Source organism: Streptomyces sp. NRRL S-646, assembly GCF_000720765.1.
GTDB lineage: Bacteria > Actinomycetota > Actinomycetes > Streptomycetales > Streptomycetaceae > Streptomyces.
In genome coordinates this window covers 73152-89920 of record NZ_JODC01000006.1, presented here as the reverse complement: position 1 = coordinate 89920, position 16769 = coordinate 73152, and the positions used below count along the sequence as shown (strand labels likewise).

Here is a 16769-nt window from a genome sequence, read left to right as displayed (position 1 = left end):
CGTAGAGGAGACGAGAAGCACATGGTCGTACGCGGGATCCTGGGACGCCAGCGCCGCGAGTACAAGGCACCGGAGCCGCACCCGTCCGGCGCTCGCGCGCCGAAGCTGCCGGGCGAGCTGGTCCCGAACCATGTGGCGATCGTCATGGACGGGAACGGCCGGTGGGCGAAGGAGCGCGGGCTGCCGCGGACGGAAGGGCACAAGGTCGGTGCCGAGCGTGTGCTGGATGTTCTCCAGGGCGCGGTCGAGATGGGCGTCGGCAACATCTCCCTCTACGCGTTCTCCACCGAGAACTGGAAGCGCTCGCCCGAAGAGGTCCGCTTCCTGATGAACTTCAACCGCGACTTCATCCGCAAGACCCGCGACCAGCTCGACGAACTCGGCATCCGGGTGCGCTGGGTGGGCCGTATGCCCAAGCTGTGGAAGTCGGTCGCCAAGGAGCTCCAGGTCGCCCAGGAGCAGACCAAGGGCAACGACAAGCTGACGCTGTACTTCTGCATGAACTACGGCGGGCGGGCCGAGATCGCGGACGCCGCGCAGGCGCTCGCCGAGGATGTGAAGGCGGGGCGCCTCGACCCCTCCAAGGTCACCGAGAAGACCCTCGCCAAGTACCTCTACTACCCGGACATGCCGGACGTGGACCTGTTCCTGCGGCCGAGCGGCGAGCAGCGCACCTCCAACTACCTGCTCTGGCAGAGCGCATACGCCGAGATGGTCTTCCAGGACGTGCTGTGGCCGGACTTCGACCGGCGCGACCTGTGGCGGGCCTGCGTCGAGTTCGCCTCGCGCGACCGCCGCTTCGGCGGCGCCGTCCCGAACGAGGAACTGCTCGCCATGGAGCGGGACATGCGGGGCGGGCCGGCCACCTCGTAGTTTCGGCCCAAGCTGATCACCTGGCGGCCGAAAAGCGCCTGTACTATCCCGCCTCATGGTCATGGACATGGGGCGGGACGCCGAACAGGGCGTGGTCGAGCTGGTGTATCAGCCGGTCGCGGGGGATTTCTCGGGGGCGCTGCGGGAGCGCAGGCGCTTCAACCGGGCGGGGAAGATACAGAAGTGGGCGGTCGGCTTCGTCGCCGTAGCCTTCGTCATCGAGATCGCGGGTGCGCTCGCCGGGGGACACATCGACTGGTTTCTGCTGATCTGGCTGCCGCTGCTCGCAGGACTCCTGCTCCTCATGCCACAGTTGCAGGCCCGTACGGTCGTCAAGATCGCCGCTCGCAACGGCACGTACCGCGCGACGGTGACGGACGCCGGGCTGACGATGGCGACCGACAACAGCACGACGTCGGTCAACTGGGCCGCGCAGCCCCGCTATCGGGAGACCAAGGACGCCTTCTTCACCTTCAGCGACGACAAGAACGCCACCTGCTTCACGGTCCTGCCCAAGCGCGGCCTGCAGAACCCCGCGGACGCGGACCGGCTGCGGGAGATCCTCGACCGCAACCTGACCCGCGTCTGAGGGCTCAGTTCTTCTGCGTCGCCGCGCAATCCGCGCACGTGCCGAAGATCTCCACCGTGTGCGCCACGTTCACGTATCCGTGCTCCGCCGCGATCGCCTCCGCCCACTTCTCCACCGCGGGGCCCTCGACCTCGACCGCCTTGCCGCAGACACGGCAGACCAGGTGGTGGTGGTGTTCGCCGGTGGAGCAGCGGCGGTAGACGGACTCGCCGTCGGAGGTGCGCAGGACGTCCACCTCGCCGGCGTCGGCGAGGGACTGGAGGGTGCGGTAGACCGTGGTCAGGCCGACCGAGTCGCCCTTGTGCTTGAGCATGTCGTGGAGATCCTGCGCGCTGCGGAACTCGTCGACCTCGTCGAGCGCCGCCGCCACAGCTGCCCGCTGGCGGGTTGCACGGCCCTTCACGGGCGGTCCAGCGGTCGTCACCGGTTGCCTCCTCACATCTGCGTCTGCCGGGCCATTGTGCCAGCCCGGCCTGTGCGCAGTCAGACGCCGACCTTCCCCTCGGGGGCCCGCGCGGCCGGAATTGCGCACTCCGCCGGGTCGCCGGCGGGCTGTCCGGCCGCCGCGGCACGGGCGCGGCGGCGGGCCAGCGGGGCCGCCAGCGCGGTCAGCGCCATGAAGGCCGCGATGGTCAGCAGCACGATCGTCGCGCCGGGCGGCACGTCCTGGTAGTACGACGTGATCGTGCCGCCGATGGTCACGGAGACCCCGATCGCCACCGCGATCGCGAACGTCGCCGCAAAGCTGCGGCTCAACTGCTGTGCCGCCGCCACGGGCACCACCATCAGAGCGCTCACCAGCAGCAGACCCACCACCCGCATCGCGACCGTCACCGTCACCGCCGCCGTGACGGCGGTGAGGAGGTTCAGGGCACGCACCGGAAGGCCGGTCACGCGCGCGAACTCCTCGTCCTGGCTGACGGCGAAGAGCTGCCGGCGCAGACCGAGGGTGACCAGCACCACGAAGCCCGCGAGCAGGCAGATCGCCGTCACGTCCGACTCCGAGACGGTCGACAGGGAGCCGAAGAGGTACGAGGTCAGGTTGGCGTTCGAGCCGCCCGGCGCGAGGTTGATGAACATCACGCCGCCGGCCATACCGCCGTAGAAGAGCATCGCGAGGGCGATGTCGCCGCGGGTGCGGCCGTACCAGCGGATCAGCTCCATCAGGACCGCGCCGAGCACGGAGGTGAGGGTCGCCATCCAGACCGGGGACGCGGAGAGCAGGAAGCCGAGGCCGACGCCCGTCATCGCCACATGGCCGATGCCGTCGCCCATCAGGGCCTGGCGGCGCTGCACGAGGTAGATGCCGATCGCCGGGGCGGTGATGCCGACGAGGACGGCGGCGAGCAGGGCCCGCTGCATGAAGGCGAAGTCGAGAAAGTCCATTACAGATCCATCAGCTCAGCAGGCCGGTGCGCACGGGTGTGTGCTCGTGGGGGTGTACGTGGTCGTGGCCGGGCAGCGCGTGCTGGCCGACGGCCTGCGGAGGCGGGCCGTCGTGCAGGACGCAGCCGTCGCGGAGCACCACCGCGCGGTCGATCAGGGGCTCCAGCGGCCCGAGTTCGTGCAGGACGAGCAGCACCGTCGTACCGGCCGCGACCTGCTCCCGCAGCGTCTGCGCGAGCACCTCCTGGCTGGCCAGGTCCACGCCCGCCATCGGCTCGTCCATGATCAGCAGTTCGGGTTCGGCGGCGAGCGCGCGGGCGATCAGCACGCGCTGGTGCTGACCGCCGGAGAGGGCGTTCACCGAGTCCTTGGCCCTGTCCGCCATGCCGACCAGCTCCAAGGCCCTGCGTACGGCCGCGTGGTCCGCCTTGCGCAGCACACCGAAGCGGGCCCGGGACAGCCGGCCCGACGACACGATCTCGGTGACGGTGGCCGGGACTCCGCCCGCTGCGGTCGTGCGCTGCGGCACGTACCCCACCCGCGCCCAGTCCCGGAACCGCTTCCGCTCCGTCCCGAACAGCTCGACCTCGCCGGCGCTCACCGGCACCTGGCCGATGAGCGTGCGGATCGCGGTCGACTTGCCGGAGCCGTTGGCGCCGAGCAGCGCGACGACCTCACCGCCTGCCACGGTGAGGTCGATCCCGCGCAGGACGGGGCGCGAGCCCAGGTCGGCGCGGACTCCGCGCATCGCTATGACGGGCTCGATGCCGGGATCGCCCAGTGCGCCCACGCCCATGTCGTCCTCCGTAAACGTCATTTGGATCCCAGGGCCGTCTGCAGCGCCTTGAGGTTGGCCTCCTGGACCGAGAAGTAGTCCTTGCCGCGGGACTTCGACGTGATGCCCTCGATCGGGTCGAGGACGTCCGTCTTCAGTCCGGCGTCGGCGGCGATGGTCTTCGCGGTCTTGTCGCTGACGAGCGTCTCGTAGAACACGGTCGTGACGCCGTCGGCCTTCGCCATCTTCTCAAGGTCCTTCACGCGGGCCGCGCTCGGCTCGGACTCGGGGTCCAGGCCGTTGATGGCCTCCTCGGTCAGGCCGTAGCGCTCGGCGAGGTAGCCGAAGGCGGCGTGCGTGGTGACGAACACCTTGGACTTCGAGCCCGAGAGGCCGTCCTTGAACCGGGTGTTGAGTGCGTCGAGCTTCTTGACCAGGGCCGCAGTGTTCTTCTTGTAGTCGGCCGCGTGGTCCGGGTCCGCCTTCGCGAAGGCGGCGCCGACCCCCTTGGCGACCTGGGCGTACCTCACCGGGTCGAGCCAGATGTGGGGGTCGAGGCCGGCCAGCTCCTCGTTCTTGGAGCTGTCGTGGGAGGCCGCGTGGCCGCCGACCTCGTTGCCGTGCTTCTCCAGCGAGGTGAGGGAGGCGGCGTCGATCTTCGTCTTGACCTCGGACTGGGCCACCGCGTCGTCGACGGCGGGCTGGAGGTTCTTGAGGTAGAGCACCGCGTCGGACTCCTGGAGCTGCGCGGTCTGCCGGGCGCTGATCTCCAGGTCGTGCGGCTCCTGCCCGGGCTGGGTCAGGTTGGTGACGTGCACATGGCTGCCGCCGATCTGCTCGGCGAGGAACTCCAGTGGGTAGAACGACGCGACGACGTCGAACTTGTCCGTATTGCCCGTGGCGGCGTTCGCGCCCGAGCAGGCGGAGAGGGTGCCGAGGCCGAGTGCGGCGACGGCCGCCATGGCCGCGCCGGATATGTGCTGTCGTCGTACGTTCATGACAGTCATTTTCAACAAACATGGAAACCGTTGTCAACAAAGCTCGGTAAAGCCTCGTGCAAGGCTCCTAAGCCGAACCGATTTGATTGAGGGGGAGCCCCCGCCGGTACCCTGAAGCATTCGCTCTGAAGCGTCTCGCTTCGTCGCCCGTCGTCGTAATGAAGAGAGCACCGTGGCCGCCGACAAGATCGACACCATCGTCAGCCTGAGCAAGCGCCGTGGCTTCGTATTCCCTTGCAGTGAGATCTACGGCGGCCAGCGCGCCGCCTGGGACTACGGGCCGCTGGGTGTCGAGTTCAAGGAGAACATCAAGCGCCAGTGGTGGCGCTACATGGTGACGTCGCGCGAGGACGTGGTCGGCATCGACTCGTCCGTGATCCTGGCCCCCGAGGTCTGGGTCGCCTCCGGCCACGTCGCCACCTTCACGGACCCGCTCACCGAGTGCACCTCCTGCCACAAGCGGTTCCGCGCGGACCACCTGGAGGAGGCCTACGAGGCCAAGCACAAGCGCCTCCCGGAGAACGGCCTGGCGGACGTGAACTGCCCGAACTGCGGCAACAAGGGCCAGTTCACCGAGCCCAAGCAGTTCTCGGGTCTGCTGTCGACCCACCTCGGCCCGACGCAGGACTCCGGCTCGATCGCGTACCTCCGCCCGGAGACCGCGCAGGGCATCTTCACCAACTTCGCCCAGGTGCAGACCACCTCGCGCCGCAAGCCGCCGTTCGGCATCGCGCAGATGGGCAAGTCCTTCCGCAACGAGATCACGCCCGGCAACTTCATCTTCCGCACCCGCGAGTTCGAGCAGATGGAGATGGAGTTCTTCGTCAAGCCGGGCGAGGACGAGAAGTGGCAGGAGTACTGGATGGAGCAGCGCTGGAACTGGTACACGGGCCTTGGTCTCCGTGAGGAGAACATGCGCTGGTACGAGCACCCGGCGGAGAAGCTCTCCCACTACTCCAAGCGCACCGCCGACATCGAGTACCGCTTCCAGTTCGGCGGCAACGAGTGGGGCGAGCTGGAGGGCGTCGCCAACCGCACCGACTACGACCTCTCCTCGCACGCCAAGGCCTCCGGCCAGGACCTCTCCTACTTCGACCAGGAGGCCGGCGAGCGCTGGACGCCGTTCGTCATCGAGCCCGCGGCCGGTGTCGGCCGTGCGCTGCTCGCGTTCCTGCTGGACGCGTACGTCGAGGACGAGGCGCCCAACGCCAAGGGCAAGATGGAGAAGCGCACGGTGCTGCGCCTCGACCACCGCCTGGCGCCGGTGAAGGTCGCGGTGCTGCCGCTGTCCCGCAACCCCGAGCTGTCCCCGAAGGCCAAGGGGCTCGCCCAGGCGCTGCGCCAGAACTGGAACATCGAGTTCGACGACGCGGGCGCGATCGGCCGCCGTTACCGGCGCCAGGACGAGATCGGTACGCCGTACTGCGTGACCGTCGACTTCGACACGCTGGACGACAATGCGGTGACGGTGCGTGAGCGTGACTCGATGAAGCAGGAACGCGTGTCGCTGGACCAGATCGAGGGTTACCTGGCCGGGCGTCTCGTCGGCGCCTAGACCCCCGATCGGCCCTGAAAGGGCCTCGTCCTCAAACGCCGGACGGGCTGGAAAGCTCGTCCGGCGCTTGTATGTGGAGCTTGTATGTGGACCCCGATACAGGACCCGCAGTGGCCCTGTATCCGGGGCCGTTCCGTCACCCAGGCTGGCCCCCATGAGCCTTGCCTTTCTCCTCACCACCCTTGTCGTCGTCGCCACGCCCGGCACCGGCGTCGTCTACACCCTCGCCGCCGGTCTGTCCCGTGGCCGTCGCGCGAGTGTCGTCGCGGCCTTCGCCTGCACGCTGGGGATCGTGCCGCATGTGCTGGCCACGGTCACCGGTCTCGCCGCGCTGCTCAACGCCAGTGCGGCCGCCTTCCAGATCCTCAAGTACGCCGGTGTCGCCTATCTGCTCTACATGGCCTGGGCGACCGTGCGGGACAGGGATGCGATCGCCGTCGACGAGGAGGCCGCCCCCGGCTCGGCGGGACGCGTGATCGTGCGGGGCGTGCTGATCAATATCCTCAACCCGAAGCTGACGATCTTCTTCTTCGCGTTCCTGCCGCAGTTCGTGGACCCGGGTGAGCCGGGTGCGCTGCCGCGGATGCTTTGGCTGAGCGGCGTGTTCATGCTGACGACCTTCGTCGTCTTCGCCGGGTACGGGATCCTCGCGGCCTCGGTGCGCAGCCACGTCACCTCACGGCCGGGTGTGATGGCGTGGCTGCGGCGGGGCTTTGCGGGGTCGTTCCTGGCGCTCGGCGCGAAGCTGGCGCTGACCGCCAAGTAGTCTCAACGGCCTTGCAGCGCCCTCACGTTGTCGCCGAACGTCCAGTTCTTCGAGCCGTCCCAGTTGATCGACCAGGTCATCAGGCCCTTGAGCGCGGTGCCGTAGTGCTTCCAGGCCTGTGAGACGAGCGACGGTGACATGTAGCCGCCGCCGGCGCCCGGCTGGGCGGGGAGGCCGGGGACCTGTTTGTCGTACGGCACCTTGATCGTCGTACCCTGCACGACCAGGCCCCTGTTGAGGCAGTCGGTCTGGGCGACGAAACCCGCCACCGTGCCGGCCTGGTACGAGTCGCCCGAGCAGCCGTACATGCTGCCGTTGTAGTACTGCATGTTCAGCCACCACAGGCGGCCGTTGTCGGCGTATTTCTTGATGATCGGCAGGTACGCGCCCCAGATCGAGCCGTAGGTGATGCTGCCGCCGGTGACGTAGGCCGTCTCCGGGGCCATGGTGAGGCCGAAGTCCGACGGCATCTGCGCCAGGATCCCGTCGATGATGCGGATCAAGTTGGCCTGGGATGTGGAGAGTTGGGTGATGCTCCCGCTGCCCACCAGGCCCGTCTCGATGTCTATGTCGATACCGTCGAAGTTGTACTTCTTCAGGATCGGGACGATCGTCGAGACGAACCTGTCGGCCACCGCGGTCGAGCCGAGGTCGATGCCCGCCGCCGCTCCGCCGATCGACAGCAGGATCGTCCGGCCGGACGCCTTCGCGGCGCACATCTCCGCGGGTGTCGCCACCTTCACACCCGAGTCCATGCCGTCCTCCCAGAGGGCCGTTCCGTCGGAACGGATCACCGGGAAGGCGGCGTTGATCACGTTGTAGCCGTGCGCGGGGATGCGGGAGTCGGTGATGGGGGTCCAGCCGAAGGGCGGGTGGACGCCGTTCGCGGAGCCGTCCCAGTTCTCCCAGTAGCCCTGGAGGACCTTTCCGGCGGGCCTCGACCTGACCGCGCAGGTGTCGGCGGCGGAGGCGGTGGGGGCGGCGGGGAGCTGGGTGAGGGTCGCGGTCGCGAGCGCGGTGGCGAGCAGGGCCAGGGTGCGGCGGAGCATCGGGCCTCCCGGTGGGGGATCGGTGAGGTGTCGTAGGCATGACAGTGCTCTGGTCCAGACCTCTCGTCAATAGGTCTGGACCAGTCCATGGAGAGTGTGTGGCGAAGTTGGAATGACAGATATTGAAATCTGTCATCTGTCATGTCAGGCTGGAGCCATGACGATGCGAACCCGATCCCTCGGAACCACCGGCCCCCAGGTCTCCGCCCTCGGCCTCGGCTGCATGGGCATGTCCGGCATGTACGGCGAGGCGGACCGCGCCGAGTCCATCGCCACCATCCACGCGGCCCTGGAAGCCGGCGTGACCCTGCTCGACACCGGCGACTTCTACGGCATGGGCCACAACGAACTGCTGATCAGCGAGGCCCTGCGCACCGCCCCGCCCGCCCTGCGGGAGAACGCGCTGACCAGCGTGAAGTTCGGCGCCCAGCGCGGCCCGGACGGCGCCTGGCACGGCTACGACGCGCGCCCGGCCGCCGTGAAGACCTGGGCCGCGTACTCCCTCCAGCGCCTCGGCGTCGACCACATCGACGTCTACCGCCCCGCCCGCCTCGACCCGAACGTGCCGATCGAGGAGACCGTCGGCGCGATCGCGGAACTGGTCGAGAAGGGGTACGTCCGCCACATCGGTCTCAGCGAGGTCGGCGCGGAGACCGTCCGCCGGGCCGCGGCCACCGCCCCGATCGCCGACCTCCAGATCGAGTACGCGCTCATCTCCCGCGGCCCCGAGCGGGAGATCCTGCCCACCCTGCGCGAGCTGGGCATCGCCGTCACCGCCTACGGCGTGCTCTCCCGCGGGCTGATCTCCGGCCATGTCACGGCCGGCCAGGAGTACGCGGCGAACGACTTCCGCGCCCACTCGCCCCGCTTCCAGGGCGACAACCTCCAGCACAACCTCACGCTGGTCGAGTCCCTGCGCAAGATCGCCGAACAGAAGGGCGTGTCCGTCGCGCAGATCGCCATCGCCTGGGTGCTTTCCCGCGGCGAGGACATCGTCCCGCTGGTCGGCGCCCGCACCCGCGAGCGGCTGGGCGAGGCCCTGGGCGCCCTGGACGTGACCCTGGACGCGGCCGACCTCGCCGCCATCGAGTCCGCCGTACCCGCGGACGCGGCAGCCGGCGAGCGGTATGCGCCCGCCCAGATGGCCATGCTCGACAGCGAGCGCTGATCACGGTGCCGGGTACCGTCTAGCCATGCCTGCGACCAGCGAGACCCTGACCGCCGAGCGCATCCTCGCCGCCACCGAGGAAGTGCTGCGCCGCCACGGCCCGGCCAAGGCCACCGTGGTCGACGTGGCCCGTGCGCTCGGCGTCAGCCATGGCAGCGTCTACCGCCACTTCCGTACGAAGGCGGCGCTGCGGGAGGCGGTGACGAAGCGGTGGCTGGACCGTGCGACTCAGGACCTGGCCGGCATCGCCGCGGACGCGGAGCGGGACCCGGAGGCCCGGGTTCGGGAATGGCTCGCGGCGCTCTTCGCGGCCAAGCGCCGCAAGGCGGGCGGGGATCCCGAGCTGTTCGCCACGTACTCGGTCCTGGTCGGCGAGGCGGGGGAGGTGGTCAGCGGCCATATCGCCGAACTGACCGGCCAGCTGACCGAGATCGTGCGGGCGGGCGCCGAAGCAGGCACCTTCGCCGTCGCGGACCCGGCGACCGCCGCCCGCGCGCTCTTCCAGGCCACCGGCCGCTTCCACGACCCGGGGTATGCCAAGGAGTGGGAACGGCCGGGTGTGGAGGGGGAGTTCGAGGCGGTGGTGGAGCTGCTGGTGCGGGGCCTGCGGCGCTGAGCGGCTCCGGGGCGATGTGCCGTGACGGGCCGTCGATTGGCTGCGGGACCGTCGTGGCTGGTCGCGCCCGCGCGGCGGAAGCCGCAGATTCAATACAGCCCCGCGCCCCTTTGGGGCGCGGTCGCACCGTAGCGGCTTCAGCGAGGCCGCTTCAGCCGCACGCCACGCAGCCCCAGAAGTCCCGCATCACCGGGGTCGGGGTCGGGTTTGCCATGCCTGCCTGGGTCAGCAGGATCGCCACCGTCCCCGTGGTCGGGATCATGTGGGCCGTCGTGCCGGTGCCGCCGACCCAGCCGTAGCGGCCGGGGACGTTCCAGGGGTCTGCCGGAGTGACGTCGACCTGGCCGCCGTAGCCCCAGCCCTGGCCCTCCAGGAAGAGGGGGACGGCGTCTCGCTGCTCGGCCGTGAGGTGGTTGGTGGTCATACGGCTGACCGAGGTGGGGGAGAGGAGCCGGTGTCCGTCGGGGCTCGTGCCGGCGTTCAGGAGCAGACGGGCGAAGGCGAGCCAGTCGTCGGCCGTGGAGACGAGGCCCCCGCCGCCGGAGTGGAAGCGCGGGACGCGGCTCCAGTCGCCGTCCCGGGTGTCCGCCAGGTGAAGGGTGCCGTCCTCGGCCGGGGCATAGGACGAGGTGAAGCGGTGCCGTTTCGACGACGGGACCTCGAACGCCGTGTCCTGCATGCCCAGCGGTTCGAAGATCCGTTCCGCGAGGAACTCGGGGAACGTACGGCCCGACGCCCGGGCGACCAGGATGCCCTGCAGGTCGGACGAGGTGCCGTAGAGCCAGGCCTCGCCCGGCTGGTGGAGCATCGGCACCTGGGCGAGGAGGCGCAGCCAGGTGTCGTGGTCCGGCCAGTCCTGGAGGTTCCGGCCGTCCTTCTGCACTGTGAACAGGGACTGCACCGCCGGGAGCGAGAAGTCGGCGGGGAAGCCCCAGCCGGTGCGGGAGCTGAGCAGGTCCTCGACGGTGATCGGGCGGGCCGCCGGGACCACGTCGTCGACGGGGGCCTCAGGGGTGCGGACCACGACCGGCTTCGCCAGCTCCGGCAGCCACTCCTCCACCGGTGAGTCCAGCCCGAGCACCCCGTCCTCCACCAGCATCAGCACGGCCGCCGCCGTGATCGGCTTGGTGATGGAGGCGATACGGAAGACGGAGTCCCGGGCCATCGGGGCGGTGCCTTCGGTGTCCACCGAGCCGACGGTCACCACCTCGACGTCGTCGCCGCGGGCCACCAGGGCAACGGCGCCGGGCACGGAGCCGTCGTCGACGTGCCGTTGCAGGGTGTCGTACAGAGCGCTCATCGGTCGGCCTTCCGGTCCGGGGCGGTCGTCCTGAGTACGACTCCGGGGATGCCGGAAAGTCATCGGGCCGCTCGCTCCCCGGCGGCCCTACGCCTCCGACACCCCCGACGGATCCACCGTCGCCTGGTGCTCCTCCGCGAGATGCTCCTCCGCCTTCAGCCAGGGCAGGAACTGCGCACCCTTGCGCCAGCCGCACGTGTCACATCTGATCATGCGCTGCGCGCCCTTGCGCTGCACTCGGACGACGTGCTCGCGCCCGTGCTGGTCCCAGCGGCTCACCTTGCTCGTGTTGATCTCCAGCATGATGTCTCGCCTCCGGCACAGGAGTGTGCAGCAAGACCAACATCAACAGGGACTTCTGCACGGCGAGTTGACCAAGCCGTGGCCGATTCCACACAGGATCGCGCGGGCGTCAGCCGATGGTGCGCGGCAGACGCAGGCTGAGCAGGCAGGTCAGGGCCACGCAGCCCAGCTGGGTCACGAGCGTGACGACCAGGGCGTCCCGCATGCCCAGCGCCGGGACCAGGGACAGGAAGAGGGTGCCGAGGGCCGCCACCCCGAGGGCCAGGGACGACTGCTGGGTCGTCATCATCACTCCGCTGCCGACACCGGCCCTCGCGGGCTCCACCTCGGACAGCACGACCCGGAAGACGATGGGGAGTTGGAGGGCCTGACCGGCGCCGGCGAGGGCCGCTCCGGGGAACAGTTCGACGAGGCCGAGGTCCGGCCAGGACCGCCAGGCGGCCAGCGCCATCAGACCGATGCCCGCCCCCTGGATCAGAGCACCGGCGGTCACCACCCGGGTGCCGTACCGCGCGACCAGCCGCGGCCCGGCGAGCGAGACGAAGAAGAAGACGACCGCCATCGGCGCGAGTGCCAGCCCCGCCGGGACCGGCCCAAGACCCGCGCCCCGTTGCAGCGCCACCGCGACGACGAACATGAAGCCGCTGAAGCCGACGCCGAACGGCACGATCATCACCAGGCCGCGGCGGAGCGAGGTGAGCGCGAACAGGCTGGGCGGGACCAGCGGCGTACGGCCCCGGCGGTCCGCCCGGCGCTCCACCGCGTAGAACGCCGCCGCGACGAAGGGGAACGCGGCCAGCGACAGCCACGTCCACAGCGGCCAGCCCGCCGAACGGCCCTCGGTGAGCGGGGCCAGCAGGGCGAGCAGGGAGGCGGTGAGCAGGACGGTGCCGGGGCCGTCGACCGGCTCCGGGTGCTGGGAGCGGGTCTCCGGGACGGCACGGGCCGCGAGGACCAGGCCCGCGATCACCACGGGCACGTTCACCAGGAACACCGAGCGCCAGCCGGTGCCCCAGATGTCGGCGGCGACCAGGACCCCGCCGAGGATCTGCCCGGCCACCATGGACAGCCCGGCCGTGGCGCCGTACAGGCCCATGGCCTTCGCCCGCCGCTGTCCCGAGGTCGCCGCCTGGATGGTGGCGAGCACCTGCGGCAGCATCGCGGCGGACGCCGCACCCTGCGCGACCCGCGCCGCGACCAGGGCCCAGGCGTTGGGCGCGAGCCCGCAGGCCAGCGAGGTCAGCCCGAAGGCCGCCACACCGCCGAGGAAGAACCGCCGCCGCCCGAACAGATCGCCCAGCCGTCCGCCGAGGACGAGCAGGACGGCGTACGCGAGTCCGTACCCCGCGACGACGAGCTCGAGAACGGCCTCACTCGCGTGCAGATCCCTGCCGATGGTCGGCAGCGCGACATTGACGATGAAGAAGTCGATGAGCGGAAGTGCCGCTGCCAGCAGCACGGTGAAGAGTCCGAGGCCGCCGAGCGTGGGTGGCGCGCCAGGCGATCGGACGGTGCGTGGAGCGATGGTTTCGGTCACGCTTCCGAGCGTGCGCCTTCGCCCAGACAGGTACCAGAGTCTCCTTATCCTGGTAGAAGAACCACCTGGAAACAGTGTCCGCAGCACGGCAGGCTTAAGGCATGGCGACGATGGCTCAAGTGACGAAGCAGGAGACGGCGCCCGCCCGGTCGCACGGCACGGGCGCCGAGGTACGGCGCCATGAACTGGCGGCCTTCCTGCGCAGTCGCCGCGAGCGCATCACCCCGGAGGAGGTGGGGCTCCCGCGCGGCCGCCGGCGCCGCACGCCCGGTCTGCGCCGTGAGGAGGTCGCCCAGCTCTCCGCGGTCGGCGTCACCTGGTACACCTGGCTCGAACAGGGCCGTGACATCCAGGTCTCCGTCCAGGTCCTCGACGCCCTCGCCCGCACCCTGATGCTCGACGCCACCGAGCGCGCCCACCTCTTCCAGCTGTCCGGCGCGGTGGACCCGACACCGGCCCTGATGTGCCCGTCGGTGACACCCGCCCTGCGGGTCATGCTGGAGCAGCTGGAGCCGTACCCCGCCAGCGTCCAGAACAGCCGGTACGACATCCTCGCCCACAACCGCACCCTCGGCCTGCTGCTGTGCGACCTGGAGGCGGTACCGCCCGAGGACCGCAACTGCATCCTGCTGTCCTACACGAACGAGGACTGGCGCAACTCGATCGTGCACCTGGAGGACACCCGCCGCCTTATGGCCGCCCGTCTCCGCGCCGCCATGGCCGGCCATCTCACCGAACCCGCCTGGAAGATGCTCCTCAAGCGCCTGCGCGAGTACCCGGAATTCTGCGAGGCCTGGGAACGCCACGAGGTCGTCGCCGCCCACAGCAGACGCAAGGAGTTCCTCAACCGCCTGGTGGGCCGAGTGGTCCTGGACCAGTCCGAACTGTGGTTGGGCCCGGAGCTGGGCTCGCGGATGGTGACGTACGTCCCGGCGGACGAGGAGTCGAGGGTGCGGCTGGAGAGGCTGCACGAGATGGCCCTCAAGAAGGGTGCGACTCAACCGGCGTAGGTGGAGCGGCCTTGGAAGGGGCCGCGGGGGAACTTGGGTGGGCGGAGCGGCCTTTGAAGGGGCGCAGGGAAACCGGCGTAGGCGCAGCGGCCTTCAGGGGCGCGGGGAACTGCGCGACCAGCCCCCACCGACCCGCACCCGCCGAACTACGCACTGACCCCCGTCGGTTGGCGCACCTCCGCAGACGAAAGCTCCGCAGCCGTCCGCTCAGCACTACGCCGAGCCCACCGCCCACTGCTCAGCGCCCCAAGCCCAAGCACCGCAGCCCCACACCCCGTGAGAATCCACCACCCCGGCACGGAGGCCGACACGAACACGTCCTTGTACGACGAGGCCTCCACACCGGAGGCCAGCACCGCCCCCACCACAGCGACCCCGAGCGTCTGCCCGAGCTGCCGGCTGGTGGACGCGACGGCGGCGGCGACCCCCGCCTGGGCGCGAGGCATCCCCGACACCGCCGTATTGGTGATCGGCGCGTTCACGAACCCGAACCCGATGCCGAACAGCATGTACGCGACGAACAGGGTGACGTTCGACGTCTCGGCCTCGAACCCCGCGAACAGCACCCCGCTCGCCGTGATCGCCGCGCCGGCGACGAGAAGCGACAGCCGCGGCCCCCTGCTCCCCACCAGCCGCCCGGACAGCGGCGCACACAGGAACGTCGGTACCGCCATCGGCAGCATCCACAGCCCCGCGTGCAGGGCGTCGTACCCGCGCACGTTCTGCAGATACAGCGTCGACAGGAAGAGGAACCCGCCGAGCGCGGCGAACGCGCTGATCGCGATCACCGTCGCCCCACTGAACGGAACCGACCTGAAGAACCGCAGGTCGATCAGCGGTTCGGCGCGACGGGGCTCGTACCACAGCAGCCCCGCAAGGGCGGCCAGCGCGACCGTGACGAAGGGGAGCACGTAGGCCGCGCCCGAGTTCGGGGCCTCGATGATCGCGTACGTCAGGGAGCCGAACAGGGCGATCACCAGGAGCTGGCCGACCGGGTCGGGGCGGCGGGCCTTGGGGGCGCGGGACTCGGGGACGTAGCGCAGTGTGAGCAGCAGGGCCGCGAGGCCGACCGGCAGGTTGACCCAGAAGATCGAGCGCCAGCCGACCGACTCCACCAGCAGTCCGCCGGCCAGCGGACCCGCGGCCATGGAGATGCCGACGACGCCTCCCCAGACGCCGATCGCACGGGCGCGCTCGGCCGGGGCCGTGAAGGTGTTGGTGATGATCGACATGGCGACCGGGTTGAGCATCGAACCGCCGACCGCCTGGATCATGCGGAAGGCGATGAGCGAGTCGAGGTTCGGAGCGAGGGAGCACAGCAGCGAGCCCGCCGTGAAGATGATCAGGCCCGCCATGAAGACCCGCTTGCGGCCGATGCGGTCGGCCGTGGAGCCGGCGAGCATCAACAGCGAGGCCAGGACCAGCGTGTACGCGTCGATGGTCCACTGCAGGCCGGCCGTGCTCGCGTGCAGCTCCCGCTGCATCGACGGAAGGGCGACGTTCAGAGCGGTGACGTCGAGGCTCACGATCAGCAGGCTCATACAGCAGATCGCGAGGACCAGGAAGCGTCGGCGGTGGCTGAGCTCGGGCATGCGCTTCACTGTACGCCGACATCGATAGTGCGTCTAACTAATAGTGCAGCTAACTAATGGCCGCTACATGATCACTCTCGATGCGCGACAATGGGCCAATGTCCACGCCCGTGTCCCCGCTGCAGATCGGCCCGCACACCGTCGAGCCGCCCGTCGTCCTGGCCCCGATGGCCGGCATCACCAATGCGCCCTTCCGCACCCTGTGCAGAGAGTTCAGCGGTGGCAAGGGGCTGTTCGTGAGCGAGATGATCACGACCCGGGCGCTGGTCGAGCGCAACGAGAAGACCATGCAGCTGATCCAGTTCGACGCGACGGAGAAGCCGCGCTCGATCCAGCTGTACGGCGTAGACCCGGCCACCGTCGGCAAGGCCGTCCGCATGATCGCGGAGGAGGACCTCGCCGACCACATCGACCTGAACTTCGGCTGCCCGGTCCCGAAGGTGACGCGCAAGGGCGGCGGCTCGGCCCTCCCCTACAAGCGCAACCTGCTGCGCGCCATCCTGCGCGAGGCGGTCTCCGGCGCGGGCGACCTCCCGGTCACCATGAAGATGCGCAAGGGCATCGACGACGACCACATCACCTTCCTCGACGCCGGCCGGATCGCCGTCGAGGAGGGCGTGACGGCCATCGCCCTGCACGGCCGCACCGCCGCCCAGCACTACGGCGGCACGGCGGACTGGGACGCCATTGCTCGCCTGAAGGAGCATGTGCCGGAGATCCCCGTCCTCGGCAACGGCGACATCTGGTCGGCCCAGGACGCGCTGCGCATGGTGCGCGAGACGGGGTGCGACGGGGTGGTCGTCGGCCGCGGCTGCCTGGGCCGGCCGTGGCTGTTCGCGGATCTGGTGGCGGCCTTCGAAGGCCGTACGGATGACATCGCGCGCCCCTCTCTTCGCGAGGTCGCCGACATCATGGTCCGCCACGCCACCCTCCTCGGCGAGTGGATCGGCGACGAGTCCAAGGGCGTCGTCGACTTCCGCAAGCACGTCGCCTGGTATCTGAAGGGCTTCGCGGTCGGAAGCGAGATGCGCAAGCGCCTCGCGATCACCTCCTCCCTGGCCGAACTCCGCTCCGGGCTCGACGAGTTGGACCTCGACCAGCCCTGGCCCACCGGCGCCGACGGGCCCCGCGGCCGCACGTCCGGCAACAACCGGGTGGTTCTGCCGGACGGCTGGCTGAAGGACCCGTACGACTGCGCGGGGATCGGCGAGGACGCGGAGCTGGACACCTCCGGCGGCTGAGCCCCCGGCCT

Annotated in this window: 17 protein-coding genes; 8 read left to right on the top strand and 9 right to left on the bottom strand. The window is 69.9% G+C overall.

What is annotated here, in order from left to right:
• Nucleotides 1-21: 21 nt before the first annotated feature.
• Both IH68_RS0113945 and IH68_RS0113940 read left to right on the top strand, forming a co-directional pair.
• Nucleotides 22-873 (top strand): isoprenyl transferase, encoded by an 852-nt coding sequence (locus tag IH68_RS0113945; protein WP_030933983.1) that lies wholly within the window; start codon nucleotides 22-24, stop codon nucleotides 871-873.
• A 55-nt stretch (nucleotides 874-928) separates the two neighbouring features.
• Nucleotides 929-1462, top strand: a complete 534-nt coding sequence (locus IH68_RS0113940; protein ID WP_051833419.1) for a YcxB family protein — start codon at nucleotides 929-931, stop codon at nucleotides 1460-1462.
• A 4-nt stretch (nucleotides 1463-1466) separates the two neighbouring features.
• Here the strand turns inward: IH68_RS0113940 and IH68_RS0113935 are convergent, their stop codons facing one another.
• Genes IH68_RS0113935 through IH68_RS0113920 form a run of 4 tightly spaced genes read right to left on the bottom strand, consistent with a single transcriptional unit; the run spans nucleotide 1467 to nucleotide 4621 of the window.
• Complete coding sequence (locus IH68_RS0113935) at nucleotides 1467-1886, bottom strand: Fur family transcriptional regulator (protein WP_030933977.1); 420 nt, start codon at nucleotides 1884-1886, stop codon at nucleotides 1467-1469.
• Nucleotides 1887-1945: 59 nt separating this feature from the next.
• Complete coding sequence (locus IH68_RS0113930) at nucleotides 1946-2848, bottom strand: metal ABC transporter permease (protein WP_030933974.1); 903 nt, start codon at nucleotides 2846-2848, stop codon at nucleotides 1946-1948.
• Between the two features lie 10 nt (nucleotides 2849-2858).
• Nucleotides 2859-3665, bottom strand: coding sequence for a metal ABC transporter ATP-binding protein (locus IH68_RS0113925; RefSeq protein ID WP_234341339.1), 807 nt, complete (start codon nucleotides 3663-3665; stop codon nucleotides 2859-2861).
• Nucleotides 3662-4621, bottom strand: a complete 960-nt coding sequence (locus IH68_RS0113920; RefSeq protein WP_030933968.1) for a metal ABC transporter substrate-binding protein — start codon at nucleotides 4619-4621, stop codon at nucleotides 3662-3664. The genes IH68_RS0113925 and IH68_RS0113920 overlap by 4 nt, the downstream gene beginning before the upstream one ends.
• Before the next feature lie 172 nt (nucleotides 4622-4793).
• On the opposite strand from IH68_RS0113920, the gene IH68_RS0113915 reads away from it, so the two are divergent.
• Both IH68_RS0113915 and IH68_RS0113910 read left to right on the top strand, forming a co-directional pair.
• The gene (locus IH68_RS0113915) at nucleotides 4794-6176 is read left to right on the top strand and encodes a glycine--tRNA ligase (protein ID WP_030933965.1); all 1383 of its coding nucleotides are present in this window, start codon (nucleotides 4794-4796) and stop codon (nucleotides 6174-6176) included.
• A 154-nt stretch (nucleotides 6177-6330) separates the two neighbouring features.
• Nucleotides 6331-6942, top strand: coding sequence for a LysE family translocator (locus tag IH68_RS0113910; protein WP_030933962.1), 612 nt, complete (start codon nucleotides 6331-6333; stop codon nucleotides 6940-6942).
• Between the two features lie 2 nt (nucleotides 6943-6944).
• Here the strand turns inward: IH68_RS0113910 and IH68_RS0113905 are convergent, their stop codons facing one another.
• Nucleotides 6945-7991: a chitinase gene (locus tag IH68_RS0113905; RefSeq protein ID WP_030933958.1), complete on the bottom strand. Its 1047-nt coding sequence runs from the start codon at nucleotides 7989-7991 to the stop codon at nucleotides 6945-6947.
• 157 nt (nucleotides 7992-8148) lie between these two features.
• Here IH68_RS0113905 and IH68_RS0113900 point away from each other — a divergent pair, with 157 nt between their 5' ends.
• The gene (locus IH68_RS0113900) at nucleotides 8149-9159 is read left to right on the top strand and encodes an aldo/keto reductase (protein ID WP_030933955.1); all 1011 of its coding nucleotides are present in this window, start codon (nucleotides 8149-8151) and stop codon (nucleotides 9157-9159) included.
• A gap of 25 nt (nucleotides 9160-9184) precedes the next feature.
• On the top strand, nucleotides 9185-9775 hold the full coding sequence (locus tag IH68_RS0113895; RefSeq protein ID WP_030933952.1) for a TetR family transcriptional regulator: 591 nt from the start codon (nucleotides 9185-9187) through the stop codon (nucleotides 9773-9775).
• 151 nt (nucleotides 9776-9926) lie between these two features.
• On the opposite strand, the gene IH68_RS0113890 is transcribed toward IH68_RS0113895, so the two are convergent.
• From IH68_RS0113890 to IH68_RS0113880, 3 genes are all read right to left on the bottom strand, one after another.
• On the bottom strand, nucleotides 9927-11075 hold the full coding sequence (locus tag IH68_RS0113890; RefSeq protein ID WP_030933949.1) for a serine hydrolase domain-containing protein: 1149 nt from the start codon (nucleotides 11073-11075) through the stop codon (nucleotides 9927-9929).
• 87 nt (nucleotides 11076-11162) lie between these two features.
• Nucleotides 11163-11378, bottom strand: a complete 216-nt coding sequence (locus IH68_RS0113885) for a hypothetical protein (protein WP_030933946.1) — start codon at nucleotides 11376-11378, stop codon at nucleotides 11163-11165.
• Nucleotides 11379-11487: 109 nt separating this feature from the next.
• On the bottom strand, nucleotides 11488-12915 hold the full coding sequence (locus tag IH68_RS0113880) for an MFS transporter (protein WP_030933942.1): 1428 nt from the start codon (nucleotides 12913-12915) through the stop codon (nucleotides 11488-11490).
• Between the two features lie 110 nt (nucleotides 12916-13025).
• Here IH68_RS0113880 and IH68_RS0113875 point away from each other — a divergent pair, with 110 nt between their 5' ends.
• The gene (locus tag IH68_RS0113875; protein ID WP_030933939.1) at nucleotides 13026-13925 is read left to right on the top strand and encodes a helix-turn-helix transcriptional regulator; all 900 of its coding nucleotides are present in this window, start codon (nucleotides 13026-13028) and stop codon (nucleotides 13923-13925) included.
• A gap of 146 nt (nucleotides 13926-14071) precedes the next feature.
• On the opposite strand, the gene IH68_RS0113870 is transcribed toward IH68_RS0113875, so the two are convergent.
• Nucleotides 14072-15517, bottom strand: coding sequence for an MFS transporter (locus tag IH68_RS0113870; RefSeq protein WP_030933937.1), 1446 nt, complete (start codon nucleotides 15515-15517; stop codon nucleotides 14072-14074).
• A gap of 98 nt (nucleotides 15518-15615) precedes the next feature.
• Between IH68_RS0113870 and dusB the strand changes: the two genes are divergently transcribed.
• Nucleotides 15616-16758 carry a tRNA dihydrouridine synthase DusB gene (dusB, locus tag IH68_RS0113865; protein WP_030933934.1) on the top strand — a complete coding sequence of 381 codons (1143 nt, stop codon included), beginning with the start codon at nucleotides 15616-15618 and terminating at the stop codon, nucleotides 16756-16758.
• Nucleotides 16759-16769: the final 11 nt, after the last annotated feature.